Raw genomic sequence first — 25156 nt, 5'->3', positions numbered from 1 at the left:
CGGGCCACGATCGTCGTCGGCCGGGGCCTGCCCGGAGGGCCGGCCCCGGCCTGCCCGGAGGGCCGCCTCCGCACTGCCGGCGCGTCCTACGGCTCTGCTGGCGCGTGGTTTTGCCGACCCGCGGCCCGGAGCGGATTCCCGGGTGCGTGGGGTCCCCGGTCGGCCGGGGCCCAGTAGTAGGCGCAGGCCCCGGTCGGCCGGGGCCCAGTAGGCGCGGGGTCCCGGTCGGCCGGGGCCCGCCCGGTCGACCCCGTCCCCTTCGCGCCCATGACTCCCCCGGCCCACCCGTCCGGCGCGGTAGGGCCACGCCCCTGGCCCTGGCCCTGGCACTGACCTCGGCCCGGCGACGGATGCCCCATGCACGCGGGACGGCCGGTCGCTGTCGGGAGGGCCGCTCACGGGGCCGTGCCCGGGCTGCCCGTGCCGACCTCAGTTGACCCGCTCGGCGCGGTGTTTGACGCCCCGGAGGTGGACCTCTGCGGGGAGGTCCTCGACGTTCGCCGAGGCGCGGGCGTGGGTGAGGGCGTGGGTGGTGAGGTCGTTCAGGGCGGTGCCGGGGTCCACATGGGGGGCCAGGAGCAGGCGGATGCGGGTTGCCGGGGCGGTGCGACGGCCGGTGAGGCGGACCTTGGCCCGTTCGACCCCGTCCACCCGGTCCGCCTCCTGGGCGAGGACGGCTTCCAGGGCCCGGCCGCGCAGCGCCGCGCCCTCGCCGTCTCCGGTGTCGACGAGGACCTCGGCGAGCCGGCGGCGGCGCACCACCGCGACCAGCCACCACAGGGCGAGCAGCAGCAGGACGGCGAGTGCGGCGATGACGACCGGCCACCACCAGCCGGCGTCCCGCCACCGGGTCCGCTCGGCGTCGCCGAGCAGCACGTCGCGCGGCCCGTCGTGGAGCCACCAGGAGGGCGCGGGGGCGCCGAGCCCGATGGCGAGGACCGAGCCGCCGAGGGCGAGCAGGATCAGGCCCACGAGCCCGAGCAGCACACGGTCGACGGTCCTGAGCACCGCCCTCACCCCTTTCGCCCCGGCCGCGCGACCCGCAGCGACACGGCGGGCGGCCGGGCCAGCCCCAGCCCCCGCACCGCGTCGTCGAGCGCGCCGTCCAGATCGGTCCGTACGTCGTCCAGTTCGCGGAAGTGTGACAGCGCGCGCACGCGGGCCTTCCGGCGGCGCATCCGGACCCGCGCGGACTGCACCCCGGCGACCTCCATGGCCCGGTCGCGCAGCACCGTGGCGGCGGCGTCCCGGTGGAGCCCCGCGCGTACGTCCGGGCGGGTGCGCCGCATCGGGAGCACCTTGCGCAGGCCGGGGGTGAGGGCCAGGGCGAGCAGCCAGAGCCCTAGGGCAGCGGCGACTCCCGCGCCGACGAGGACCCACGTGTCGTCGAGGGGCCGGTCGGCGAGCTGCCGGGCCAGTTCGCGGCGCCAGCCGAGGGCGGACCGGCCGGCGCGCACGGCGACGACGTCGTAGAGGAAGGCGCCCGTGACGAGCAGAAGCAGCAGCGCGACGATGCCCGCGGGGACGCGGCGCGCCGACCAGAAGCGGCCGGCCCGTCCGCTGCCGGGGTCGGGGTCGGGGACGGGCGGCGGCCCGGTGCCGGCTGCCGTCTCCTTCTCCATGACGGGCTCCATGACGGGCAGGCGCCGCGTGCTGCCTTCGGTGCCCTGGGGCTCGCTCATCGCGTCCTCCCCTGTCTCGCGCCGTACTCCGCCGCCAGGTGCAGCCGCTCCACCTGGACCGCGACCTCCGGCACCGCCATCCCCACCAGCGCGCGTACCCGCTGGACGACTTGGTGACGCACCCGCCCGCAGCGGGCGCCGATGTCGCACGGGTAGTCGAGTTCCAGGTGGACCCGGACGCGGGCGGTGTCGTGGTGGACGACGACGGTGGCGTGCGGGCGCTCGGCGTCCGGGGGGAGCGGGCCGACCGCCTCGCGCGCCGCCTGCGCGGCGACCTTGGCGACCACCCGGTCGGCGATCCGCGTGGCACCGCGCTCGCCCGGCGGAACGACGGCCGGGGGTTCGAGGAGCTCGCCGGCCCCACCGCTCACGCCGGTCACCGCCGCCGGTCGTCTCGGCTGCGGAAGAAGTCACCGAGGTCCATGTCCCCCTCCAGAAGGCGGCCGACGACGAACCCGACGGCTCCCAGGGCCGCCACCAGCAGAAAGGCTCCGAACCCGCCGAAGTACCCGGCGAATCCCAGTGCCATGCCGGCGATCATGCCGACCACGGCCATGCTCATGGTGCGCTCCCCTCGTTCACCGTTCAGTTCCACCGCTCAGTTCCACCGCTCAGTTCCACCGCTCAGTTCCACCGTTCGGTCAGTGTCGCGTCACTTGATCCGGGGCTCCGGCTCCTCGTCCTCCTCGTCGGGCAGTTTCACGTCGCTCACCGCGATGTTGACCTCGACGACCTCCAGGCCGGTCATCCGCTCCACCGCCGCGACCACGTTCTCCCGTACGTCCCCGGCGACGTCCGAGATCGACACGCCGTACTCGACGACGATCTCCAGGTCGAGCGCGGTCTGCTTCTCGCCGACCTCGGCCTTCACTCCGCGCGAGACACCCGACTTGGTCCCGCCTGGTACCCGGTCGCGCACGGCGCCGAAGGTGCGGGACATCCCGCTGCCCATGGCGTGCACACCGGCGACATCGCGTGCCGCCATTCCGGTGATCTTCTCCACGACGCCGTCGGCGATGGTGGTGCGGCCGCGGTCGGCGGGGGCTCCCCCACCGCGCCGGGCTCCCTGCCCACGCTGTGCGCCGGTCTCGGTCGTTTCCTTCTCCGTCAAGTCACTCATCGCCGCAGTCCCTTCCGGTCCATCCTTCTTCGACCACCGTAAGCACGGTTGCGCGATCCCGCGTCGTGGATACGGCAGGCTGGAGGAATGACGACGGCGGACCGGTGGGCGCGGACGGTGCGGGATCAGTTGGGGCTCGGCAGATTGCTGCCGCTGGGCGGACCTCGGGACGGCGCGTGGATCGCCGAACGTGCGGCACGGGAGGTACTGCTGGCCGCCGCCCGGGGCGTGGCGGGTGTGCGTCCGGGCGGCCTGCGTATCGCGCCCGCCGGCCGGGACGACGCGCACGAACCGGCCGTACCGCCGCCGCCGAGTGCCCTGCCGCCCGGCCCGCTACGGGTGACGGCCGACTTCGCGGCGACCGTCGGTCCCTCGGCGACGGGCGAGCCGCTGCCGGCGACGGCCGCCCGGCTGCGCGCCGTGCTGACGGCGGCGGCGCGGGGGCTCGGTCTGACGGTGACCGACGTGGACCTGCGGGCGACGGCCCTGCTGGACGCGGCCACGGAGCCGGACCCGGAACCGGCGCCTGGACGCGAGCCGGGGCGTCCCCCGGCCGTTCACCCCGGCGACGGTGACGAGGGCCGCGCGGCCGGCGCCGCGCTGGCGGTTCCGGGCGTCACCCGGCTGACGGCGACGCTGGGCCGTCCGGTGGACGTCACGGAGCTGCCGCAGGAACAGGCCTCCCTGCCGCGCCGCCATGTCCGGGTGGAGCTGGCGGTGGACGCGGACCACCGGGCCGTGGAGGTGGCCCGACGGGTCCGCGTGGCGGTGTCGGAGGCCCTGGCGGACCATCCGTCGGTCGCGGTGCTGGTGACGGCGGTCGGCTGAGCGGGCCCGCCCCGGGACCTCTCCCCGGACCGTCCGGACCGACCGTCCGGACCGACGGATCGTCGCGACGGTGCCGAACAGCCGCCTGCGGTGCCCGGACTACTCCCCGAGCCCGGCCAGGTCGCGCAGGCGGCGTGCCTGCGCGGCCCGCTCGGCGGCGCGCTGGGCCTCGTAGTCCCGGCTGTGGGCGCCCTGGAGCAGCGCCTTGGTCTCGATGACCGCGTCGCGCGGCGCGGCCAGGACCGCCGAGGCCAGATCGTGCACGGCGCCGTCGAGCTGGTCCGCGGGCACGGCGAGGTTGGCCAGCCCGGTGTTCACGGCCTCCTCGGCCATGACGAAGCGGCCCGTCGCGCAGATCTCCAGCGCGCGGGCGTAGCCGACCAGGGACACCAGGGGGTGCGTGCCCGTCAGGTCCGGCACCAGGCCGAGGCTGGTCTCGCGCATGGCGAACTGCGCGTCGTCGGCGACGACCCGCAGATCACAGGCGAGGGCGAGCTGGAAGCCGGCCCCGATGGCGTGGCCCTGCACGGCGGCGACCGACAGGATGTCGCTGCGCCGCCACCAGGTGAACGCCTCCTGGTATTCGGTGATGGTCGCGTCCAGCTCGGCGTCGCCGCCCCGTGCGAGGTCGATGAACGACGGTTCGCCGTCGAAGCCCTCGGGGGTGAACGCCTGCCGGTCGAGGCCGGCCGAGAAGGACTTGCCCTCGGCCCGCAGCACCACGACTCGGACGGAGCCCGGCAGCAGCCGACCGGCCTCGGTGAGCGCCCGCCACAGAGCGGGGCTCTGCGCGTTGCGCTTGTCCGGGTTGGTCAGCGTCACCGTGGCGATCGCGTCGTCGACGGTGAGCCGCACGCCGTCCTTGTCGAGTACGGGAGCGGGGTCGTGGGCGTGCGAAGCCATGGGGTGCCTCCGAAAGGTGCGGTCGTCGTCCCCGCCGTGCGCCGGCTGCAACGCCGTACGACGGCAGAGCTAAGTGACTGCACAGTAACCACCCGGACGGTCGGACGACCGGCCGGGTGGCCACCTTCACTTTCGGAGTCGAGGGGCCGCCCGGGACATCAGGCCGATGTGGCCTTTTTGCCCCGGGTAGCCCCGCCACGCCCTCGGAGCGTGACACCCGACTCGCTGAGCATGCGGTGCACAAAGCCATACGAGCGGCCGGTTTCCTCGGCCAACGCCCGGATGCTCGCACCGGCGTCGTACTTCTTCTTCAGGTCTGCCGCGAGCTTGTCGCGCGCGGCGCCGGTTACCCGGCTGCCCTTCTTCAGAGTCTCGGCCACCCGTGCCTCCTCATGGGAAGTGCGCTCTGGTCTCCTCATGATCACCCCTCCAGGGCTTCATGGCCACCCATTCGGCAAGGTCGATGAGACAAGGTTGTGACGACAGGAGCGAGTCCCCACATACGGAATCCGTGATTCCAGAGAATCGCGTCCGTACCGCCGAACGGGTTTTTCCGCGAAGTTCCAGGTCAGAAAGGCGTCGCGGCCGGACCCCCGGCATTGGGGCGTCCGGCCGCGAAATCGATGTAGGACACACCTCGTGATGAGGAGATCTCACACAGATGGTGGATCACGGATCGGCCGAATGATCCATACCCAGTGGATCATCCATTCGATCAAGCCAGGGCGACGAGATCCGCGTAGTCGGCGCCCCACAGGTCCTCGACGCCGTCCGGGAGCAGAATGATCCGCTCCGGCTGGAGTGCCTCGACGGCGCCCTCGTCGTGGGTGACCAGGACGACCGCGCCCTTGTAGGTGCGCAGCGCGCCGAGGATCTCCTCGCGGCTGGCCGGGTCGAGGTTGTTGGTCGGCTCGTCGAGCAGCAGCACGTTCGCCGAGGACACCACGAGGGTGGCCAGCGCGAGGCGGGTCTTCTCGCCGCCGGACAGGACGCCGGCCGGCTTGTCGACGTCGTCGCCGGAGAACAGGAACGAGCCCAGCGTCTTGCGGACCTCGACGAGGTCGAGGTCGGGGTTGGCCGAGCGCATGTTCTCCAGGACGGTGCGCTCGGGGTCGAGGGTCTCGTGCTCCTGCGCGTAGTAACCGAGCTTGAGTCCGTGGCCCTCGACGACCTCACCGGTGTCGGGCTTCTCGACACCGCCGAGGAGGCGCAGCAGGGTGGTCTTGCCGGCGCCGTTGAGGCCGAGGATGACGACCCGGGAGCCCTTGTCGATGGCCAGGTCGACGTCGGTGAAGATCTCCAGGGAGCCGTAGGACTTGGAGAGGCCCTCGGCGGTCAGCGGGGTCTTGCCGCAGGGCGCCGGCTCGGGGAAGCGGAGCTTGGCGACCTTGTCGGACTTCCGCTCGGCCTCCAGTCCGGCCAGCAGCTTGTCCGCGCGGCGGGCCATGTTCTGCGCGGCGACGGTCTTGGTGGCCTTGGCGCGCATCTTGTCGGCCTGCGAATGGAGGGCGGAGGCCTTCTTCTCCGCGTTCTGCCGTTCGCGTTTGCGGCGCTTCTCGTCGGCCTCGCGCTGCTGCTGGTAGAGCCTCCAGCCCATGTTGTAGACGTCGATCTGGGAGCGGTTGGCGTCCAGGTAGAACACCTTGTTGACGACCGTCTCCACCAGGTCGACGTCGTGGGAGATCACGATGAAGCCGCCGCGGTAGGACTTCAGGTAGTCGCGCAGCCAGACGATCGAGTCCGCGTCGAGGTGGTTGGTCGGCTCGTCGAGCAGCAGGGTGTCCGCGTCCGAGAACAGGATCCGGGCCAGCTCGATACGGCGGCGCTGACCGCCGGAGAGTGTGTGCAGGGGCTGCCCGAGCACCCGGTCGGGCAGATTGAGCGCGGCGGCGATGGTGGCGGCCTCGGCCTCGGCGGCGTATCCGCCCTTGGTGAGGAACTCCGTCTCCTGGCGCTCGTACTGCTTGAGCGCCTTCTCGCGGGTGGCGCCCTGGCCGTTGGCGATGCGCTGCTCGTTCTCCCGCATCTTGCGGATCAGGACGTCCAGGCCGCGCGCGGACAGGACGCGGTCGCGCGCGAGCACGTCGAGGTCGCCGGTGCGCGGGTCCTGCGGGAGGTAGCCGACCTCGCCGGAGCGGGTGACGTTGCCCGCGGCGGGCTGGCCCTCGCCGGCGAGGACCTTGGTGAGGGTGGTCTTGCCGGCGCCGTTGCGGCCGACCAGGCCGATGCGGTCGCCCTTGGCGATACGGAAGGTGGCGCTTTCGATGAGGACGCGGGCACCGGCGCGCAGCTCGATGCCGGAGGCGGAGATCACGGTCAGACTCCTGGGCGGGTGGTTGGCGGGATGGGCGGCTGGAGGACGTTCCCGCCGTCTAATGCGCGAGGAGAATGGCCATGGGGCCAGTCTAACGGGGCGGTGCAACCGCTTTTCCCGGGTTCCGGTGGCCGCGGCCTCCTGTTCGGGGTCCCCGTGTTCGGGAGCGCGGGTCCGGGGCGTTGTCAGTGGGCGGTGCAAGACTGGGCGACAGGGCTGGATTCCGTGATTTTCCGGGCTTTGGGGATCTTCGCGGCATCCGCTCCTCCGGCTTACCGGCTCACAAGGGAGTGATCGGCATGGCAGGCAACGACGGCGGGCGCCCGAGCATCTGCCCGACGCTGCTGTACGCGGACGCCAAGGCGGCGGTCCGGCAACTCACCCAGGCCTTCGGCTTCACGGAACTGGCGGTGTACGAGGGCGAGGACGGCTCGGTGGCCCACGCCGAGCTGGCCCAGGGCAACGGCGCGGTCATGCTCGGCTCGAAGGGCACGGGCAGCCGCTTCGACGAGGCGATGAAGAACGCCGGCACGACGGGGGTGTACGTCGTGGTGGCGGACGTCGACGCCCATCACCGGCGTGCGGTGGAACACGGCGCGGAGATCCTGATGCCTCCGACGGACCAGGACTATGGATCGCGGGACTACATGGCCCGGGACCTGGAGGGCAACATCTGGAGCTTCGGGACGTACGCGCCGGAGATCCACGGGTAGCCTCCGGCGGTTCGCGGTGGCCTTCGCGGCGGGCCGGTCGGTGAGGTGAGGTGGTGTTCCGGGCGTCCGGGGCCGGCGTCCCCGGTCCGTGCGGAGGGCGTCCCGGGCGGGTGGGGCGGGACACGTTCCCGTGGGTGGGCCGGGCCGGGCCGGCGGCGGGGTCCCGCAGGCCCGGCCGGGCGTGGGGTCGCGTCGTCCCCGAGTGCGGGTGCGGGTGTCCCAGGTGGTCAGCTGCCTCCGGTGTGGACCTGGAAGGCCGCCCTGCGCACGGCCTTGGCCAGGGCCGGGTCGGGGTGCGCGGCGGCGAGGGCGACCAGGACCTGCACGGTGCGGGGATGGCCGACGGCCCGGACCTCGTCCAGCAGGGCCGGGACGGTGGGCTGCACCGCGGACTCCAGGTGCCTCACGAGCAGCGGGGCCTCACCGTGGTCGGCGACGGCGGCGGCCGTGTCGACCCACAGCCACGTGGCCTCCTGGCGGGTGAGGACCTCGTGGGCGTCCTCGGGGTCGGCACCGTCGTGCTCGGCCAGCCACAGCAGGGCGTACGGCCGCAGCGTCGGCTCGTCGAGGGCGGCGCGGACATCGGGCTCGGCGGGGGCGCCGACGACGCGCAGCGCCTCGAAGGCGAGGCCGCGCAGCAGGGCGTCCTCACCGCGGGCGCCGTCGAGCAGCTCGGCGACGGCGCTGCCGACGGGGCGGGCGGCGAGCCAGGCGCGGTACTCGGCGCGGGCGGCGTTCGGGCGGAGCTGCGCGCAGCCGCGGAGCATGTCCTCCGCCGACTGCTCGATGTTCCCGGCGGGGCTCTGCGCGGCGACGCAGATCTGCTCGAGCTTGACCCAGACCGCCCAGCTGCCGAGCGGAGTGAGCGTGGCGTGCCCGTCGCCGCAGGTGAGGGCACCGACGGAGGCGAGGGCGTGCAGGGCCCAGTCCAGGAGGGGGGCGAGCGAGGTGTCGGCGGTGGCGGCCGGGAGCGGCGCGGCGGCGGCCGCGGCGGTCTGCGGCGTTCCGGGTTCGAGACGGGGGCCGTAGGGCACTTCGCAGCGCTCGGTGCGCAGTTCGGTGACGCGCTGCTCCAGCAGGTCCAGGAGCTGCGCCACCGGGACGGGCCCGGCGGACAGCTGGAGGAAGGAGAGCACCTGGGGCATCGCGGAGATGACCTCGGCCACGGCGGCGGGCTCCTGCCCGTCGGGCTCGGGGTGGGCCAGCGACCAGGCGTCGAAGAGGGCGACCCAGCCGCGCAGTACGGCGCTGTCGTCGCGGTTCCAGGCGCGCAGCCGCCAGCCCGGGCGGGCGCTGCCGCCGTGCACCTCGACCAGTCCGGCGAGTCGGGCGGTGTCCCAGTCGGCGCGGACCTTGGCGGTGGTCAGGCCCAGCTCCCGGGCCGCGTGGTCGGCGGTCGAGTCGGAGAGGGTGGCCTTGCCGTCGGCGGTCGCGCTGCCGCGCCCGGGGCCGAGGGCGGTGTCGGCCCAGCGGGCGACACGGGCCGCGTCGGCCAGACCGGAGCGCGCCATTCTGGCCAGCTCCGAACGGGCCGGTGTGCCCTCCGGGGGTCGCGGCGCGGCGCGGCGCGGACGCCGCTGGTTCATCGCTGGAGGGGCGGCGGCCAGGGGTCGCGGGCGGACGAGTCGAAGCCTGGAGTCGCGCGGGATACGGGACGTCACGGGTGCAGTCTTCCGGTTGACGGTCCGAAAACCCAAACGGAATGCCCCGGCGGGCGTCCGGGGCTGCGGACGCGTCGGGCCGGGACGGCGTCGGGGCATCGGAACAGGCCAGTGGTACGGCGCTAAGCGGAACCGGAGCGGCGTGCGGTGGGCCGGGCGTGCGGCGGGGTCACACCAGTGGGGTCATGAAGCGGCGCAGGGTCTCTTCGTAGTCGTCGGGGTCGGCGTTCCACATGGCGCCGTGCGGGGCGCCCTCGACCGTGTGGAGGGCGACCAGGCGCGGGTGGGTGTCGGCGAGGCGGCGGGAGAGCCGCCACGGGGCCACCACGTCGTCGGGGCCGTGGAAGATCAGGGTCGGGACCGCCGGGCGGTGGAGACCGGCGGTGTGGACGTCGCTGTCGGCGTGCAGTCCGGCGCGGCCCTGGGCGGCGCGGACGGCGAGCGGCAGCAGCGCGCCCGGGGTGTGGCGGGCGGCGGCCAGGGCGCGCAGGGTGGCCTCCCAGCTGAGCACCGGGGAGTCCAGCACGAGCCCCGCGACGCGCTCGCGTACGCCGGAGAGCGCGGCCGTGCGCAGGGCCATGGTGGCGCCGGTGGACCAGCCGAGCAGGACGACCTGGCGGGCGCCGTGGTCGAGGGCGTAGCGGACGGCCGCGTCCAGGTCGCGCCACTCGGTCTCGCCGAAGTGGTGCAGGCCGTCCGGCGAGGGCGGGGCTCCGACGTCGCCGCGGTAGGCGAGGGCGAGCACCGGGACGTGCCGGCGGCACAGCGGGGCCATGAAGTTCATGGCGTGTTCGCGGGTGGCCCCCAGGCCGTGCACGGCGATGATCCAGGTCGGGCGGGAGCCGGGAAGGAACCAGGCCGGGAGGGGGCCGAGTTCGCCGGGGACCTCGACGTCGGAGTACTCGAGGTCGAGGGCGGTGCCCGGGTTTCCGACGTACAGGTTCGGGGTGAACCACGCCCGGTCGCCGGCCGCGAGGGTGCCGTGTGTGACGCGTTCGAGGCGGCGGACGACGGTGTCGGCGCCGTGCTCGGCCGTGCCGAGGACCGGGCCGACCACCGCGTGCGAGCCGTCGCCGGCGAGGCCGTACCGGCCGGGGCGCAGCGCGGCCAGATCCCGGGTGAGGGTGATCTGCCCGGCGGCGGTGCCGTGCACGGTGAGCCGGGGTTCGGTGGGCAGGGGCCGGCCGGGAGGCGCCTTGAGCGCGGCGTCGCTGGCGAGCCGGCCGGCGGCGACGCTCGCTGCGCCGGCCGCCAGGGCCGCGGTGACGGCGGCGGCCGTTGCTGTCACAGTGCGCATGGGGCCAGTCTCCTGGTGGAGTCCTCGGGCGGCCAGTGGGCGGGCGGTGGGGAGTGACGAGCCCCCGCCGATCGCCCGGTCGGGCCCGGAGCCATGTGTCGGTCCCGCTGCCGGTACCCCCGAAGCAGCGCGGTACGCGCTTCGCCGCCGGCGGGTTCCGCCGCAGGGGGTGTCGGCGGCGCGGCACGGCGGGTGCCCGGGGTTCGCGGCGCGGCACGCCGGGTGCCCGGGGTTCGCGGCGCGGCACGCCGGGTGCCCGGGGCTCGCGGCGCGGCGCGGCGGGTGCCCAGGGATTGCGGCGCGGCACGCCGGGTGCCCAGGGCTCGCGGCGCAGCACGCCGGGTGCCCGGGGCTCGCGGCGCGGCGCGGCGGGTGCCCAGGGATTGCGGCGCGGCACGCCGGGTGCCCAGGGCTCGCGGCGCGGCGCGGCGGGTGCCCAGGGATTGCGGCGCGGCACGCCGGGTGCCCAGGGGGTGCCCCCACGCCAGGAAGGGCCGGCTGCCGCCCATCGCGCCGGCGACCGGCGACCCGATCGGCCGGGGCGTCCGGGGTGGCCCACGCCCTCCACCGGACGCCCTCGCCGCGCTGCCCGCGCTCCGTGCCCGCGCTCCCGAGCCGCCGCACCACCCTCTCTCGGCTCGACGGACGCGTCGGCGGCCGACCGTCCAGTCGGCCGCCCGAAGGCCCGAGGGGCGAGGCGCGAGGGGGCGAGGGGGCCGAGGGGCAGAACCCACGCCGGCCACCGAACACGCTCCCGACCCACCGCACCTCTCCCCCGCCCCGAGCCGCCCCAGCACCAGCCCCCCCCCCCCGGCCGGACGCGCCGACGACCGGCCGTTTCGTCGGCGTCCCGAGGGCCCGCAGGCCCGGGCCCCGCGCCCGTCGCCGGACGTCCGCGGCCCCGGCGGGCAACCGTTCGTCAGCCCCGTTGCCCGTACCCCCGGAGCCGTTCCGTCACCTCCGTCAGCTGGTCGTCCGTCAGCAGTGACGGTGTGCGGCCCGGTACCGAGGAGGCCGTCAGCCAGAGGTGACACATCCACTCCAGCTGGGCCGTGCGGTCGTAGGCCTGGTCGAGGGAGGTGCCGTAGGTGATCGTGCCGTGGTTCCGGAGGAGGCAGCCGGTGCGGTCGGTGAGGGCGTCGAGCATGTGGCGGGCCAGTTCGTCGGTGCCGTAGGCCGCGTAGGGGGCGACCCGGACGGGGCCGCCGAGCGCGGCGGTCATGTAGTGGACCGGCGGGAGCTCGGGGACGAGGAGCGAGACCGCCGTCGCGTGCACGGCGTGGGTGTGGACGACGGCCCGGGCGTCGGTGGCGCGGTACACGGCGAGGTGCATGGGCAGTTCGCTGGTGGGCACGAGCCTGCCGAGCACCTGCCGGCCGTAGAGGTCGACGCCGGTGGCGTCGGCCGGGGCCAGACGGTCGTACGGCACACCCGAAGGGGTGACCAGCACCGTGTCGCCCACGCGCACCGAGACGTTGCCGGAGGTGCCGACGACCAGGCCGTCCGCCACCGTTCGCCGGGCTGTCGCGACGAGGGCCTCCCAGGCTGCCTCCCTGGCCCGTTCCTCGTCCGCGCCCACCCCTCCGACCCGCGAATACGTCACAGTCACCGTCTCCCCTCGGGCACTTACGCGCCCCTCACGAACCACCGCCGACCGGCCTCGCGGCGATCCTGCCAGGCACGTCTCCGGAGAGCATCGGACCGGGCACACAGAGGGATGCGGCGGCGCCGGTTCCGGTCACCGTGACGCCCTGCCCAGTTCATCTTCCGTTCACTCTGGTTACCTACGTTCGTCCAGCCAATGACCTCGAACGATTGCCTGGGTAAATGGAAAGCTTCTCGCTGATCCTCGCGATTGTGGTAGTAACCGCACTCGCGTTCGATTTCACGAACGGTTTCCACGACACCGCGAACGCGATGGCAACGACCATTTCGACCGGTGCGCTCAAGCCCAAGGTGGCGGTGGCGATGTCCGCCGTCCTCAACCTTGTCGGCGCCTTCCTCTCGGTGGAGGTCGCCAACACGATCTCCAAGGGTCTCGTCGACGAGACCGGCATCCGTCCCGAGGTCATCTTCGCCGCACTGGTCGGCGCGATCCTCTGGAACCTGCTGACCTGGCTGGTCGGGCTCCCGTCCAGCTCCTCGCACGCCCTCATGGGCGGCCTGATCGGTGCCGCGGTCGCTTCGGCGGGCATCGGCGCGGTCAACGGCGACGCGCTCGTCACCAAGGTGCTGATCCCGGCGATCGCCGCTCCGCTCGTCGCGGGCGTCGCGGCGCTGCTCGGCGCACGGCTGACGTACAGGCTCGGCCGCAAGGCCGACGGAAAGGCCGCTGCCAAGGGTTACCGCGCCGGGCAGATCGCCTCCGCCGGGCTGGTCTCGCTGGCCCACGGCACCAACGACGCCCAGAAGACGATGGGCATCATCACCCTCGCCCTGGTCGCCGGCGGCGCCCTCGCCCCCGACTCCGACCCGCCCATGTGGGTGATCCTGTCCGCCGGTATCGCCATCGCGCTCGGCACCTACCTCGGCGGCTGGCGCATCATCCGCACCATGGGCAAGGGCCTGACCGACCTCCAGCCGCAGCAGGGCTTCGCCGCCCAGACCAGCGCCGCGACGGTCATCCTGGCCTCCTCCCACCTCGGCTTCTCCCTGTCCACCACGCACTCGGTCTCCGGCGCGGTGATGGGCGCGGGCCTCGGCCGCAAGGGCGGCGTGGTGCGCTGGTCCACGGCCACCCGGATGTTCGTCGCCTGGGGTCTGACCCTGCCGGCCGCGGCCCTGGTCGCCGCGATCGCCGAGTGGGTCTGCGGCCTGGGTGACTGGGGCACCGCGCTCGTCGCGGTCTTCCTGGTCGCCTCCAGCGCCGCCATCTGGAAGCTCTCCCGGCGCGAGGTCGTCGACCACACCAACGTCATCGACGAGCCCGAGCAGGCCGGTGTGGTGACCACGGCGATGGCCGCCGTGTCCCCGCCCCCGGCGGGCGTGACCGAGGACCTGGCCGCGGCCGGCGCCCCGGGGTCCGCGTCCGACTCCAAGGCCCCCCCGGCCACCACCTCCGTCTGAACCCCCGCCCGGGTACGAAGGAAAGCGAACCTCCATGAGCATCGACTGGGCAGCTCTCGGCTCCGTCTTCGGGGTCAGCCTCGTGGCCACCGTGGCCCTGGTGGGCCTGTTCACCCTCGGCATCGTCGGCCTCTCCCGCCAGGAGCGGGCGGCCGAACAGGGCGGCTCCGCCGCCCTAGCGGTCACCGGCGCGTACGCCTGCTTCGCGGCCTGCGCGGCCGCGGTGGCGTACGGCATCTATCTGATCGTCGCCTGAGCGACCGCGCGCGGACACCGCGCACATCCCCCTTCGAGGCGGGGCGCGGGACGGACAACGGCCGTCCCGCGCCCCGCCTCTTCTCGCGTTCCTCGCGCGCCGGGGCGCACCGCCCGCGTGTGGGCCTTCGCACACTCCCCCGTCGCAGGTCAACGCCAGGTTGACGGGTGTTCGCGGGCCGTGGTGGACTGCCGGAGCCAATACGGCGGCAGGAGAGGAAGCCCGGTGCGAATCCGGCGCGGTCCCGCCACTGTGACCGGGGTACAGCCCCGGGAGCCAGGAACTCTCACCGCCGGTCTCTTCTAACCAGGGCGCGGACACCCTGAGTGAGGACATATCGCCATGCGCGGCTGCCGTTCCAGGCACAGCGGTCCCGGGTACACCGGTTCCGGGCACACCAGCGACACGCTCTCCCACCCCGCGGCCGGTTGAGCCGTGCGCGCCGAACGCGTCTTCGCGTACGGCGCCGCCGCCGGCCTTCTCGGTGACCTCCTCCTCGGCGACCCGCGCCGCGGACACCCGGTCGCCGCGTTCGGCCGTGCCGCCGGTGCCGTGGAACGGGTGCTGTGGCGGGACCACCGGGGCTGGGGCGCGCTGCACACCGCCGTGTGCGCCGGTGGCGCCGCCGCCCTCGGGCTGGCCGCCGCCCGCGCCGTACGCCGCTCCCCCGCCGCCTCCGTCGCACTGACCGGCGCCGCCACCTGGGCCGTCGTCGGCGGCACCTCGCTCGCCCGCGAGGCCCGTGCGATCGGCCGTGCCCTGGAGGCCGGCGACGTCGCGGCGGCCCGCGCACGGCTGCCGCACCTGTGCGGCCGGGACCCCCATGCGCTGGACGCCGACGGGATCGCCCGGGCCGTCGTGGAGTCCGTCGCCGAGAACACCTCGGACGCCGTCGTCGGCGCCCTGGTGTGGGGCGCCGTGGGCGGGGTGCCGGGGCTGCTCGGCTTCCGGGCCGTGAACACCCTGGACGCCATGGTCGGCCACAAGTCCCCCAGGTTCCGGCGGTACGGCTGGGCCTCGGCCCGCCTCGACGACCTCGCGGGCTGGCCGGGGGCCCGTCTGACCGCCGTACTGACCACCGTGGCCGGCGGCGATCCGCGCGGCGCCGTACGGGCCTGGCGCGCCGACGCCGCACAGCACCCGAGCCCCAACGCCGGTCCCGTGGAGGCGTCGTTCGCGGGCGCCCTGGGCGTCCGGCTCGGCGGAACGCTCTCCTACGGCGGGCGGGTGGAGCACCGGCCCGTCCTCAACGGGGCGGCGGGACGCGCCGTCCGGGCCGGTTCCGGCGACATCGACCGGGCCGTCCGGCTCTCCCGGCGCGTGGGCTGGCTGGCGCTCGGCGTGTGCGCGGGCGCGCGGCTGCTCGCGCGCGGGGACGTCAGGAAGGGACGTACGCCATGAGCGGTCGCCTCCTCGAGAAGGGACGTACGTCATGAACGGTGGCCTCCTCGTCGCCGGCACCACCTCCGACGCCGGCAAGAGCGTCGTCACCGCCGGGATCTGCCGCTGGCTGGTGCGGCAGGGCGTCAAGGTCGCGCCCTTCAAGGCGCAGAACATGTCGCTCAACTCCTTCGTCACCCGCGAGGGCGCCGAGATCGGGCGGGCGCAGGCCATGCAGGCCCAGGCGTGCCGCGTGGAGCCGACCGCGCTGATGAACCCGGTGCTGCTCAAGCCGGGCGGCGAGCGCAGCAGCCAGGTCGTGCTGCTCGGCAAGCCGGTCGGCGAGATGAGCGCCCGCGGCTACCACGGCGGGCGGCAGCAGCGGTTGCTCGGCACGGTGCTCGACTGTCTGGCCGAGCTGCGGGGCACGTATGACGCGGTGATCTGTGAGGGGGCGGGCAGTCCGGCCGAGATCAACCTGCGCCGGACCGACATCGTGAACATGGGGATCGCCCGGGGCGCCGGGCTGCCCGTGCTGGTGGTGGGCGACATCGACCGGGGCGGGGTCTTCGCCTCGTTCTTCGGGACGGTGGCGCTGCTCGCGCCCGAGGACCAGGCACTGGTCGCCGGGTTCCTCGTCAACAAGTTCCGCGGTGACGTGTCGCTGCTGGAACCGGGGCTGGAGATGCTGCACGGGCTCACCGGGCGGCGCACGTACGGCGTGCTGCCCTTCCAGCACGGGCTCGGCATCGACGAGGAGGACGGGCTGCGTGTCTCCCTGCGGGGGACCGTGCGGGAGTCCGTCGTCGCGCCGCCGGTCGGCGAGGACGTGCTGCGGGTCGCCGTCTGCGCCGTCCCGTTGATGTCCAACTTCACGGACGTGGACGCGCTCGCCGCCGAACCCGGTGTCGTGGTCCGGTTCGTGGACCGGCCGGAGGAGCTGGCCGACGCCGATCTCGTCATCGTGCCGGGAACGCGCGGGACGGTCCGGGCGCTTCAGTGGCTGCGGGAGCGCGGGCTCGCGGACGCCATCGCGCGCAGGGTCGCCGACGGCCGGCCCGTGCTCGGTGTCTGCGGCGGGTTCCAGCTCCTCGGCGAGCACATCGAGGACGAGGTCGAGTCGCGCGCCGGGCACGTCGACGGACTCGGGCTGCTGCCCGTGCGGGTGCGGTTCGCCCGCGAGAAGACCCTCACCCGGCCGGTGGGCGAGGCCCTCGGCGAGCGCGTCGAGGGATACGAGATCCACCACGGGGTCGCCGAAGTGACGGGCGGCGCCCCCTTCTTGGACGGCTGCCGGGTCGGCCAGACCTGGGGCACGCACTGGCACGGTTCCCTGGAGTCGGACGGCTTCCGGCGGGCGTTCCTGCGCGAGGTGGCCGCCGCCGCGGGCCGCCGTTTCGTACCGGCCCCCGACACCACCTTCGCCGCGCTGCGCGAGGAGCAGCTCGACCGGCTCGGCGACCTGATCGAACAGCACGCGGACACGGACGCGCTGTGGCGGCTCATCGAGTCCGGCGCGCCACGAGGTCTGCCCTTCATTCCACCGGGAGCGCCCGCATGAGCACAGTGTTGTTGTTGTCGACCGCCGACACGGACCTGCTGGCGGCCCGAGCGTCGGAGGCCGCCTACCGGATCGGCAACCCGACCCGGGTCGACGTACGGGAGGAGCTGCCGGGGCTCGTCGACGGCGCGGACATCGCCGTCGTACGCCTGCTGGGCGGCAAGCGTGCCTGGGAGGACGGGCTCGCCGCGCTGAAGGCCGCCGGCATCCCGACCGTCCTGCTGGGCGGCGAGAGCGTGCCGGACGCGGAGCTGATGGCCGAGTCGTCGGTGCCGGCCGGAGTGGTGGCGGAGGCGCTGCGCTACCTCGTCGAGGGCGGGCCCGCCAACCTCACCCAGCTCGCCCGGTTCCTCTCCGACACCGTGCTGCTGACCGGCGAGGGCTTCGACGAGCCGGAGAAGATGCCGGAGTTCGGCGTCCACGGCTCCCGGGTCGTCGTGGCGGGGCGCCCGACGGTCGGCGTGCTCTTCTACCGCGCCCACCAGCTGAGCGGCAACACCGCCTTCGTCGACACGCTGTGCGACGCGATCGAGGCGCACGGCGCCAACGCCCTGCCCGTGTACTGCGGTTCGCTGCGCGGCGCGGACGCCGGGCTGTACGAGCTGCTGGGCCGGGCCGACGCCCTGGTCGCCACCGTCCTCGCGGCCGGCGGCACGCACGCCTCGCAGGCGTCGGCCGGCGGCGACGAGGAGGCCTGGGACATCGGCGCGCTGGCCGACCTGAACGTCCCGGTGCTGCAAGGGCTCTGCCTCACCTCCTCCCGCGCCGCCTGGGAGGCGTCCGACGCCGCCCTCTCCCCCATGGACGCGGCGATGCAGGTCGCCATCCCGGAGTTCGACGGACGCCTGGTCACCGTGCCGTTCTCCTTCAAGGAGCAGGGGCCGGACGACGTACCGGTGTACGTCGCCGATCCCGAGCGGGCCGGGCGGGTCGCCGGGATCGCCGTACGGCACGCGGCGCTGAAGCACAAGGCGAACGCCGACAAGAAGCTGGCGCTGGTCTTCACCGCGTACCCGACCAAGCACTCGCGCGTCGGCAACGCGGTGGGGCTGGACACCCCCGCCTCCGCGGTCCGGGTCCTGGACGCGCTGCGGGACGCCGGGTACTCGCTCACCGAGTACCCGGCCGGCGGCGACGAGTTGATCCACCGGCTCATCGAGGCCGGCGGCCACGACGTCGAGTGGCTGACGGAGGACCAGCTGGCGGCGGCGCCCGCGCGGGTGCCGCTGGCCGACTACCGGGCGTGGTTCGAGAAGCTGGACCCGCAGTTGCGGGAGGGCATGCGGGAGGCGTGGGGGGAGCCGCCGGGTTCGCTGTACGTCGACGGGGACGACATCGTGCTCGCGTCGCTCCAGTTCGGGAACGTCGTGGTCATGATCCAGCCGCCGCGCGGCTTCGGCGAGAACCCGATCGCGATCTACCACGACCCGGACATGCCGCCGTCGCACCACTACATGGCGGCGTACCGCTGGCTGGACAACAGCTTCGGCGCCGACGCGATCGTGCACATGGGCAAGCACGGCACGATGGAGTGGCTGCCGGGCAAGGGCCTCGGGCTGAGCGCCGGCTGCGCGCCGGACGCGGTGCTGGGCGACCTGCCGCTGATCTACCCGTTCATCGTCAACGACCCCGGCGAGGGCACCCAGGCCAAGCGCCGCGGGCACGCGACGGTGGTCGACCACCTCGTGCCGCCGATGGCGCGCGCCGACACGTACGGCGACCTGGCCAAGCTGGAGCAGCTCCTCGACGAGTACGCGCTCGTCTCCGACCTGGATCCGGTCAAGGCGCCGGCGGTCCGCGCGCAGATCTGGACCCTGGTCAAGGCGGCCGAGCTCCATCACGACCTGCACGTGGACGACCAGCCGGACGACGACGAGTTCGACGAGTTCGTCATGCACATCGACGGCTATCTGTGCGAGATCAAGGACGTGCAGATCCGCGACGGCCTGCACATCCTGGGCGGTGGCCCGGTCGGCGAGCCGCGCGTCAACCTCGTGCTGGCGGTGCTGCGGGCCTCGCAGGTGTGGGGCGGGCAGGCGAACGCGCTGCCGGGGCTCAGGGCGTCCCTGGCCGAGCACTTCGGGCTGGTGGAGAAGGAGCTGCTGGCCGAGCCGGGCGCGCCGGTGAAGGTGCCGGTGGAGCTGACGGATCTGGTCGAGGGGCCGTCCCGCAGCGCCGCCGACGCGGTCGACCTGCTGGAGCAGCTGTGCCGGCGGATGGCCGAGGGCATGGAGTCCCGGGCGTGGGACGCCGCGGCCGTACCGGCTCTGGTGCGCGAGGTGCTGCGCACCGAACTCCCCGACGCGGTGGCCGTGCTGGAGTTCGCCTGCACGGAGGTCGTGCCGCGGCTGGCCCGGACGACGGACGAGATCGGGCACATCCTGCGGGCCCTGGACGGCGGTTACGTCCCGGCGGGTCCGTCGGGCTCCCCGACCCGCGGGCTGGTCAACGTCCTGCCGACCGGCCGGAACTTCTACTCCGTCGACCCCAAGGCGATCCCGTCCCGGCTGAGCTGGGAGGTCGGGCAGTCCCTCGCGGACTCGCTGATCCAGCGGTATCTGAGCGACACCGGCGAGTACCCGAAGTCCGTCGGCCTCACGGTGTGGGGCACGTCCGCCATGCGCACCCAGGGCGACGACATCGCCGAGATCCTGGCGCTGCTCGGCTGCCGTCCGGCCTGGGACGACGCGTCGCGCCGGGTGACGGGCTTCGAGGTCGTGCCGGTGGCGGAACTGGGCCGGCCGCGCGTCGACGTCACGGTGCGTATCTCGGGCTTCTTCCGGGACGCGTTCCCGCACGTCGTGGGGCTGATCGACGACGCGGTGCGGGCGGTGGCGGAGCTGGACGAGCCCGCCGACCAGAACTACGTGCGCGCCCACGCCGACGCGGACACCGCCGAGCACGGCGACCGGCGCCGGGCGACCGCACGTATCTTCGGCTCCAAGCCGGGCGCGTACGGCGCCGGTCTGCTGCCGCTGATCGACGCCCGCAACTGGAGAAGCGACGCGGACCTGGCCGAGGTGTACGCGGTGTGGGGCGGCTACGCCTACGGGCGCGGGCTCGACGGGCGGGCGGCGCGCGGGGACATGGAGACGGCGTTCCGGCGGATCGCGGTCGCGGCGAAGAACGTGGACACCCGCGAGCACGACCTCGTCGACGCCGACGACTACTTCCAGTACCACGGCGGCATGGTCGCCATGGTGCGGCACCTGACGGGGACGAGTCCGGAGGCGTACGTCGGCGACTCGGCCACCCCGGACCAGGTGAAGACGCGGACGCTGGGCGAGGAGACGCACCGGGTGTTCCGGGCGCGGGTGGTCAACCCGCGCTGGATGAGCGCCATGAGAAGGCACGGCTACAAGGGCGCCTTCGAGATGGCGGCCACCGTGGACTACCTCTTCGGGTACGACGCCACGGCCGGGGTCGTGGACGACTGGATGTACGAGAAGCTCAGCGCCGAGTACGTCTTCGACCCGGAGAACCGGGACTTCATGAAGAAGTCCAACCCGTGGGCGCTGCGGGGCATCACCGAGCGGTTGCTGGAGGCGGCCGACCGCGGGCTGTGGGCCGAACCGGACGCGGAGACGCTGGAGCGGCTGCGCGCCACCTATCTGGAGCTTGAGGGCGACTTGGAGGGCGACGAGAAGTGAGTACCCCGTTCCCGTTCACGGCCGTCGTCGGACAGGACGACCTGCGGCTCGCGCTGCTGCTGAACGCAGTCTCCCCGGCCGTCGGCGGCGTGCTGGTGCGCGGCGAGAAGGGCACCGCGAAGTCCACGGCGGTGCGCGCGCTGTCGGCGCTGATGCCGGAGGTGGACGTCGTCTCCGGGTGCCGGTTCTCCTGCGACCCGGACGCACCCGACCCCGACTGCCCGGACGGCCCGCACGAGCCGGGGGCCTTCGCGTCCCGCCCGGCCCGCATGGTGGAACTCCCCGTCGGCGCCTCCGAGGACCGGCTCGTCGGCGCCCTCGACATCGAGCGGGCGCTCTCGGAGGGTGTGAAGGCCTTCGAGCCGGGCCTACTGGCCGACGCGCACCGCGGGATCCTGTACGTCGACGAGGTCAACCTGCTCCACGACCACCTGGTCGATCTGCTGCTGGACGCCGCCGCGATGGGCGCCTCGTACGTCGAGCGCGAGGGCGTGTCGGTGCGGCATGCCTCGAAGTTCCTGCTCGTCGGCACCATGAACCCCGAGGAGGGCGAGCTGCGGCCGCAGCTTCTGGACCGGTTCGGGCTGACCGTCGAGGTCGCCGCCTCGCGCGAGCCCGACCAGCGGGTCGAGGTCGTGCGGCGCCGGCTCGCCCACGACGACGACCCGGCCGGTTTCGCCGCCCGCTGGGCGGACGAGGAGGCCGCCGTACGGGCGCGGATCGTGGCGGCGCGGGAGCTGCTGCCCTCGGTGCGGCTCGGCGACGGGGCGCTTCGTCAGATCGCCGCGACCTGTGCCGCCTTCGAGGTGGACGGCATGCGGGCCGACATCGTGATGGCGCGGACGGCCACCGCGCTGGCGGCCTGGGCCGGGCGGACCGACGTACTGGCGGAGGACGTACGGCAGGCCGCTCTGCTGGCCCTCCCCCACCGGCGGCGGCGCAACCCGTTCGACGCGCCGGGACTGGACGAGGACAAGCTCGACGAGACGCTGGAGCAGTTCGGCGGGCAGGGCGGGGACGGTGGCGGGGACGACGATCCCGACCCGGGCCCCGACGGTCCCGGTGGTCCCGGTGGGCAGCCGGAGCCCGACGACGCCCCGCAGGGCGACGGTGACGCCGCCGCGCGCCCCGAGGCCGGGGAGGGCGGGGAGCCGCAGCCTTCCGGCGGCGCCGGTGAGCAGTCGCCGGCGCGGGCCGCCGAGCCGTTCCGAACCAAGGTGCTGAGCGTGCCCGGACTCGGCGAGGGCGCCGCCGGGCGGCGTTCGCGGGCGCGGACCGAGCACGGGCGGACCACCGGGGCCCGCCGGCCCCAGGGTGCGCTGACCAAGCTGCACCTGGCGGCGACGGTGCAGGCGGCGGCGCCGCACCAGCGGGCGCGGGGCCGGTCGGGGCGCGGGCTGGTGGTGCGCAGGGACGACCTGCGGCAGGCGACGCGCGAGGGGCGTGAGGGCAACCTCGTGCTGTTCGTCGTGGACGCCTCCGGGTCGATGGCGGCCCGGCAGCGGATGAGCGCCGTGAAGGGCGCCGTGCTGTCGCTGCTGCTCGACGCCTATCAGCGGCGGGACAAGGTGGGACTGGTGACCTTCCGGGGTTCGGCCGCCGAGGTCGCGCTGCCGCCGACCTCGTCGGTGGACGCGGCGGCGGTCCGGCTGGAGTCGCTGCCGACGGGCGGGCGGACGCCGCTTTCGGCCGGGCTGCTGCGCGCCCATGAGGTGCTGCGGGTGGAGCGGCTGCGGGATCCCGCGCGGCGGGCGCTGGTCGTGGTGGTGACGGACGGGCGGGCCACCGGTGGTCCTGAGCCGGTCGCGCTTGCCTCGCGGGCGGCGCGGCTGTTCGCCGCCGAGGGCGTCGCGTCGGTGGTCGTGGACTGCGAGTCGGGGCCGGTGCGGCTGGGGCTGGCCGGGCAGCTCGCGGGTGAGCTGGGCGGTACGGCCGTGACGCTGGACGAGCTGCGGGCGGACTCGATCGCCGGTCTGGTGAAGGACGTTCAGGGCAACAGGAGGGCCGCGTAATGCCGCAGGGGAAGCCGAGTGTCGTGCCGGACGACGGACTGACGACGCGTCAGCGGCGGAACCGTCCGCTGGTCGTCGTGCACACGGGTGTGGGGAAGGGCAAGTCCACCGCCGCCTTCGGGCTGGCGCTGCGGGCCTGGAACCAGGGGTGGCCGATCGGGGTGTTCCAGTTCGTCAAGTCGGCGAAGTGGAAGGTCGGCGAGGAGAACGCGCTGCGGGTGCTGGGCGCCAGTGGTGAGGGCGGGTCCGTCGACTGGCACAAAATGGGCGAGGGCTGGTCCTGGGTCCAGCGCGACGCGCAGATGGACAACGAGGAGAAGGCCCGGGAGGGCTGGGAGCAGGTCAAGCGGGACCTCGCCGCCGAGACGTACAAGCTGTACGTCCTGGACGAGTTCGCCTACCCGATGCACTGGGGGTGGGTCGACACCGACGAGGTCGTGTCCGTGCTGCGTGACCGGCCCGGGACCCAGCACGTCGTGATCACCGGGCGGAACGCCCCGGAGAAGCTGGTGGAGTTCGCCGACCTCGTCACCGACATGTCCAAGGTCAAGCACCCGATGGACGCGGGGCAGAAGGGGCAGAGGGGCATCGAGTGGTGACCTCGCCCTCCGTTCCCCGGCTGGTCGTTGCCGCGCCCTCCTCGGGCAGCGGCAAGACCACCGTCGCCACGGGGCTGATGGCCGCGCTCGCCGCGCGCGGGCTCGCCGTGTCGCCGCACAAGGTCGGGCCCGACTACATCGACCCCGGGTACCACGCGCTCGCCACGGGGCGGGTGGGGCGGAACCTGGACGCGTACCTGTGCGGGGCGGAGCTGGTGGCTCCGCTGTTCCTGCACGGGGCGCGCGGCTGCGACATCGCGGTCGTCGAGGGTGTGATGGGGCTGTACGACGGTGCCGCCGGGGAGGGTGAGCTGGCGTCCACCGCGCACGTCGCCAAGTCGCTGCGCGCGCCGGTCGTGCTGGTCGTCGACGCGTCGTCGCAGTCGCGGTCGGTGGCGGCGCTGGTGCACGGGTTCGTGTCCTGGGACCCGGAGGTGCGGGTCGGGGGCGTGATCCTCAACAAGGTCGGGTCGGATCGGCACGAAGCGCTGCTGCGGGAGGCGTTGGAGTCGGCCGGGGTGCCGGTGCTGGGCGTGCTGCGGCGGGCCGCGCCGGTGGAGACGCCGTCGCGGCATCTGGGGTTGGTGCCGGTTGCCGAGCGGGGGGCGGAGGCGGTCGACGCCGTCGCGGCGATGGCGGCGCTGGTCTCCGACGGGTGTGATCTGGAGGCGTTGGTGGCGCTGGCGCGGGCTGCCGGGCCGTTGCCAGGGGGCTCCGCCCCCTGGACCCCCGGGCCTTTGCCCACCCACCGCCCGACTCGGTCGGACAAGAAGTTTCCGTTGCGCGTCGCCGTCGCCGGCGGGTCCGCCTTCACCTTCTCCTACGCCGAGCACTCCGAGCTGCTCGCCGCCGCCGGGGCCGAGGTCGTCACCTTCGATCCGTTGCGGGACGAGGAGCTGCCGGAAGGCACTCGGGGGCTCGTCATCGGGGGCGGGTTCCCCGAGGTGTACGCCGCCGAGCTGTCCGCCAACGAGCCGCTGCGCAAGGCCGTCGCCGAGCTGGCGCTGAGCGGTGCTCCCGTCGCCGCCGAGTGCGCGGGGCTGCTGTATCTGTGCCGGGAGCTGGACGGGTTGCCCATGTGCGGGGTGCTGGACGCCTCCGCGCGGATGTCGGAGCGGCTGACGCTGGGTTACCGGGATGCCGTGGCCGTCACCGACAGTGCGCTGGCCGTCGCGGGGACGCGGATGCGGGGGCACGAGTTCCACCGGACGGTGGTGGAGCCGGGAGCCGGCGCGGCACCGGCGTGGGGGATGCGGGCGCCCGAGCGGCGCGTCGAGGGATTTGTGGAGCGCGGTGTGCACGCGAGCTATCTGCACACGCACTGGGCGTCCGAGCCCGGTGTCGCCCGTCGGTTCGTGGAGAGGTGCCGGACGTCATGAGCAGCAGGCTGATCGGGGTCGGAGTCGGGCCCGGGGACCCCGAGCTGGTGACCGTCAAGGGGGTCAACGCGCTGCGGGCCGCCGATGTCGTCGTCGTACCCGTGATGGACACTGGCGAGCGGGGACGCGCCGAGGCGACCGTGCTGCACTACGTGGGCGCGGAGAAGGTCGTACGGGTCGTGTTCGCGCTCAACGAGCGCACCGACCGGGCTCGGCGCGAGGCGGCCTGGGACGCGGCCGGGGAGCGGGTGGCCGCGCTGCTCAGGGAGCACGGCGGCGTCGCCTTCGCCACCATCGGCGACCCCAACGTGTACTCGACCTTCACCTATCTCGCGCAGACCGTCGGCGAGCTGGTGCCGGGCACCGTCGTGGAGACCGTGCCGGGCATCACCGCCATGCAGGACCTCGCGGCACGGTCGGGCGCCGTGCTGACCGAGGGCACCGAGCCGCTGACACTGGTGCCGGTCACCGCGGGGGCCGCCGTGCTCAAGGACGCGTTGAACGGGCCCGGCACGGTCGTCGCCTACAAGTTCGGCCGGCAGGCGGCCGAGGTCGCCGAGGCACTGCGGGAGACCGGGCGGCTGGACGACGCCGTGTGGGGGTCGGCGCTGGGGCTGCCGGAGGAGTCCGTACGGGCGGCGGCCGAGCTGGACGGCGGGCCGCTGCCCTATCTCTCGACGCTCATCGCGCCCGCGCGGCGCGAGGGCGGGCGGGGCGGCAAATTGTGAGCCGGGG

The 25156-nt window shown here is 74.1% G+C and carries 22 protein-coding genes and 1 riboswitch; of the genes, 11 read left to right on the top strand and 11 right to left on the bottom strand.

Going from position 1 to position 25156, the window contains the following annotated elements; all coding sequences use genetic code 11:
- Positions 1-429: 429 nt before the first annotated feature.
- From amaP to ACFW48_RS31645, 5 genes are all read right to left on the bottom strand, one after another.
- A complete protein-coding gene (amaP, locus tag ACFW48_RS31665; protein WP_386320722.1) occupies positions 430-1017 on the bottom strand; it encodes an alkaline shock response membrane anchor protein AmaP in 588 nt (195 codons plus the stop codon).
- On the bottom strand, positions 1014-1682 hold the full coding sequence (locus ACFW48_RS31660; protein WP_386320719.1) for a DUF6286 domain-containing protein: 669 nt from the start codon (positions 1680-1682) through the stop codon (positions 1014-1016). Before ACFW48_RS31660 ends, amaP begins: the two co-directional genes overlap by 4 nt.
- On the bottom strand, positions 1679-2062 hold the full coding sequence (locus ACFW48_RS31655; protein ID WP_386320717.1) for a hypothetical protein: 384 nt from the start codon (positions 2060-2062) through the stop codon (positions 1679-1681). Before ACFW48_RS31655 ends, ACFW48_RS31660 begins: the two co-directional genes overlap by 4 nt.
- Positions 2059-2244, bottom strand: a complete 186-nt coding sequence (locus ACFW48_RS31650) for a hypothetical protein (RefSeq protein ID WP_031047637.1) — start codon at positions 2242-2244, stop codon at positions 2059-2061. The genes ACFW48_RS31655 and ACFW48_RS31650 overlap by 4 nt, the downstream gene beginning before the upstream one ends.
- Before the next feature lie 90 nt (positions 2245-2334).
- Positions 2335-2802 carry an Asp23/Gls24 family envelope stress response protein gene (locus tag ACFW48_RS31645; protein WP_386320714.1) on the bottom strand — a complete coding sequence of 156 codons (468 nt, stop codon included), beginning with the start codon at positions 2800-2802 and terminating at the stop codon, positions 2335-2337.
- Positions 2803-2889: 87 nt separating this feature from the next.
- Between ACFW48_RS31645 and ACFW48_RS31640 the strand changes: the two genes are divergently transcribed.
- Positions 2890-3630 carry a nucleopolyhedrovirus P10 family protein gene (locus ACFW48_RS31640; RefSeq protein WP_386320712.1) on the top strand — a complete coding sequence of 247 codons (741 nt, stop codon included), beginning with the start codon at positions 2890-2892 and terminating at the stop codon, positions 3628-3630.
- A 99-nt stretch (positions 3631-3729) separates the two neighbouring features.
- Here ACFW48_RS31640 and ACFW48_RS31635 read toward each other — a convergent pair whose 3' ends face one another.
- The 3 genes from ACFW48_RS31635 to ACFW48_RS31625 form a co-directional block, all read right to left on the bottom strand.
- A complete protein-coding gene (locus ACFW48_RS31635; RefSeq protein WP_386320709.1) occupies positions 3730-4533 on the bottom strand; it encodes an enoyl-CoA hydratase/isomerase family protein in 804 nt (267 codons plus the stop codon).
- 158 nt (positions 4534-4691) lie between these two features.
- Positions 4692-4913 carry a helix-turn-helix domain-containing protein gene (locus tag ACFW48_RS31630; protein ID WP_003976983.1) on the bottom strand — a complete coding sequence of 74 codons (222 nt, stop codon included), beginning with the start codon at positions 4911-4913 and terminating at the stop codon, positions 4692-4694.
- Between the two features lie 335 nt (positions 4914-5248).
- Positions 5249-6847 carry an ABC-F family ATP-binding cassette domain-containing protein gene (locus tag ACFW48_RS31625; RefSeq protein WP_386320706.1) on the bottom strand — a complete coding sequence of 533 codons (1599 nt, stop codon included), beginning with the start codon at positions 6845-6847 and terminating at the stop codon, positions 5249-5251.
- Positions 6848-7146: 299 nt separating this feature from the next.
- Between ACFW48_RS31625 and ACFW48_RS31620 the strand changes: the two genes are divergently transcribed.
- Positions 7147-7560, top strand: a complete 414-nt coding sequence (locus tag ACFW48_RS31620) for a VOC family protein (protein ID WP_386320704.1) — start codon at positions 7147-7149, stop codon at positions 7558-7560.
- A gap of 227 nt (positions 7561-7787) precedes the next feature.
- Here the strand turns inward: ACFW48_RS31620 and ACFW48_RS31615 are convergent, their stop codons facing one another.
- From ACFW48_RS31615 to ACFW48_RS31605, 3 genes are all read right to left on the bottom strand, one after another.
- Positions 7788-9221: a hypothetical protein gene (locus ACFW48_RS31615; RefSeq protein ID WP_386320701.1), complete on the bottom strand. Its 1434-nt coding sequence runs from the start codon at positions 9219-9221 to the stop codon at positions 7788-7790.
- A gap of 169 nt (positions 9222-9390) precedes the next feature.
- Positions 9391-10518 carry an alpha/beta hydrolase family protein gene (locus ACFW48_RS31610; RefSeq protein ID WP_386320700.1) on the bottom strand — a complete coding sequence of 376 codons (1128 nt, stop codon included), beginning with the start codon at positions 10516-10518 and terminating at the stop codon, positions 9391-9393.
- 919 nt (positions 10519-11437) lie between these two features.
- On the bottom strand, positions 11438-12121 hold the full coding sequence (locus ACFW48_RS31605) for a class II aldolase/adducin family protein (RefSeq protein ID WP_386320697.1): 684 nt from the start codon (positions 12119-12121) through the stop codon (positions 11438-11440).
- 224 nt (positions 12122-12345) lie between these two features.
- Here ACFW48_RS31605 and ACFW48_RS31600 point away from each other — a divergent pair, with 224 nt between their 5' ends.
- The 9 genes from ACFW48_RS31600 to cobI all read left to right on the top strand — a co-directional run bounded on the left by ACFW48_RS31600 (position 12346) and on the right by cobI (position 25149).
- Positions 12346-13584, top strand: coding sequence for an anion permease (locus tag ACFW48_RS31600; protein ID WP_386320694.1), 1239 nt, complete (start codon positions 12346-12348; stop codon positions 13582-13584).
- Between the two features lie 34 nt (positions 13585-13618).
- Positions 13619-13840, top strand: coding sequence for a hypothetical protein (locus tag ACFW48_RS31595; protein WP_386320692.1), 222 nt, complete (start codon positions 13619-13621; stop codon positions 13838-13840).
- Between the two features lie 166 nt (positions 13841-14006).
- A riboswitch (cobalamin riboswitch) is annotated at positions 14007-14147 on the top strand.
- Between the two features lie 128 nt (positions 14148-14275).
- The gene (locus ACFW48_RS31590; protein ID WP_386320689.1) at positions 14276-15241 is read left to right on the top strand and encodes a cobalamin biosynthesis protein; all 966 of its coding nucleotides are present in this window, start codon (positions 14276-14278) and stop codon (positions 15239-15241) included.
- Positions 15242-15272: 31 nt separating this feature from the next.
- Complete coding sequence (locus ACFW48_RS31585) at positions 15273-16781, top strand: cobyric acid synthase (protein ID WP_386320686.1); 1509 nt, start codon at positions 15273-15275, stop codon at positions 16779-16781.
- Positions 16778-20431 carry a cobaltochelatase subunit CobN gene (cobN, locus tag ACFW48_RS31580; RefSeq protein ID WP_386320683.1) on the top strand — a complete coding sequence of 1218 codons (3654 nt, stop codon included), beginning with the start codon at positions 16778-16780 and terminating at the stop codon, positions 20429-20431. The genes ACFW48_RS31585 and cobN overlap by 4 nt, the downstream gene beginning before the upstream one ends.
- Positions 20428-22443 (top strand): putative cobaltochelatase, encoded by a 2016-nt coding sequence (locus tag ACFW48_RS31575; RefSeq protein ID WP_386320681.1) that lies wholly within the window; start codon positions 20428-20430, stop codon positions 22441-22443. The genes cobN and ACFW48_RS31575 overlap by 4 nt, the downstream gene beginning before the upstream one ends.
- Positions 22443-23042, top strand: coding sequence for a cob(I)yrinic acid a,c-diamide adenosyltransferase (gene cobO / locus ACFW48_RS31570; protein WP_386320678.1), 600 nt, complete (start codon positions 22443-22445; stop codon positions 23040-23042). The genes ACFW48_RS31575 and cobO overlap by 1 nt, the downstream gene beginning before the upstream one ends.
- Entirely contained in the window at positions 23036-24421 is a 1386-nt protein-coding gene (locus ACFW48_RS31565; protein ID WP_386320675.1) for a cobyrinate a,c-diamide synthase, read from the top strand. The genes cobO and ACFW48_RS31565 overlap by 7 nt, the downstream gene beginning before the upstream one ends.
- Positions 24418-25149: a precorrin-2 C(20)-methyltransferase gene (cobI, locus tag ACFW48_RS31560; RefSeq protein WP_386320672.1), complete on the top strand. Its 732-nt coding sequence runs from the start codon at positions 24418-24420 to the stop codon at positions 25147-25149. The genes ACFW48_RS31565 and cobI overlap by 4 nt, the downstream gene beginning before the upstream one ends.
- The last annotated feature ends 7 nt before the right edge of the window (positions 25150-25156 follow it).

Source organism: Streptomyces sp. NPDC058812, from assembly GCF_042744565.1.
Classification (GTDB): Bacteria; Actinomycetota; Actinomycetes; order Streptomycetales; family Streptomycetaceae; genus Streptomyces; species Streptomyces thinghirensis.
Note: the sequence above shows the minus strand (reverse complement) of the source record. Positions and strands in the feature narration are given on the sequence as shown.

Coding starts and splice junctions, on each gene's coding strand:
- ACFW48_RS31640 (WP_386320712.1), top strand. CDS start 2,890: ATGACGACGGCGGACCGGTGGGCGCGGACGGTGCGGGATCAGTTGGGG.
- ACFW48_RS31600 (WP_386320694.1), top strand. CDS start 12,346: ATGGAAAGCTTCTCGCTGATCCTCGCGATTGTGGTAGTAACCGCACTC.
- cobO (WP_386320678.1), top strand. CDS start 22,443: ATGCCGCAGGGGAAGCCGAGTGTCGTGCCGGACGACGGACTGACGACG.
- ACFW48_RS31595 (WP_386320692.1), top strand. CDS start 13,619: ATGAGCATCGACTGGGCAGCTCTCGGCTCCGTCTTCGGGGTCAGCCTC.
- ACFW48_RS31610 (WP_386320700.1), bottom strand. CDS start 10,518: ATGCGCACTGTGACAGCAACGGCCGCCGCCGTCACCGCGGCCCTGGCG.
- cobN (WP_386320683.1), top strand. CDS start 16,778: ATGAGCACAGTGTTGTTGTTGTCGACCGCCGACACGGACCTGCTGGCG.
- ACFW48_RS31650 (WP_031047637.1), bottom strand. CDS start 2,244: ATGAGCATGGCCGTGGTCGGCATGATCGCCGGCATGGCACTGGGATTC.
- ACFW48_RS31620 (WP_386320704.1), top strand. CDS start 7,147: ATGGCAGGCAACGACGGCGGGCGCCCGAGCATCTGCCCGACGCTGCTG.
- ACFW48_RS31585 (WP_386320686.1), top strand. CDS start 15,273: ATGAACGGTGGCCTCCTCGTCGCCGGCACCACCTCCGACGCCGGCAAG.
- ACFW48_RS31645 (WP_386320714.1), bottom strand. CDS start 2,802: ATGAGTGACTTGACGGAGAAGGAAACGACCGAGACCGGCGCACAGCGT.
- ACFW48_RS31635 (WP_386320709.1), bottom strand. CDS start 4,533: ATGGCTTCGCACGCCCACGACCCCGCTCCCGTACTCGACAAGGACGGC.
- cobI (WP_386320672.1), top strand. CDS start 24,418: ATGAGCAGCAGGCTGATCGGGGTCGGAGTCGGGCCCGGGGACCCCGAG.
- ACFW48_RS31660 (WP_386320719.1), bottom strand. CDS start 1,682: ATGAGCGAGCCCCAGGGCACCGAAGGCAGCACGCGGCGCCTGCCCGTC.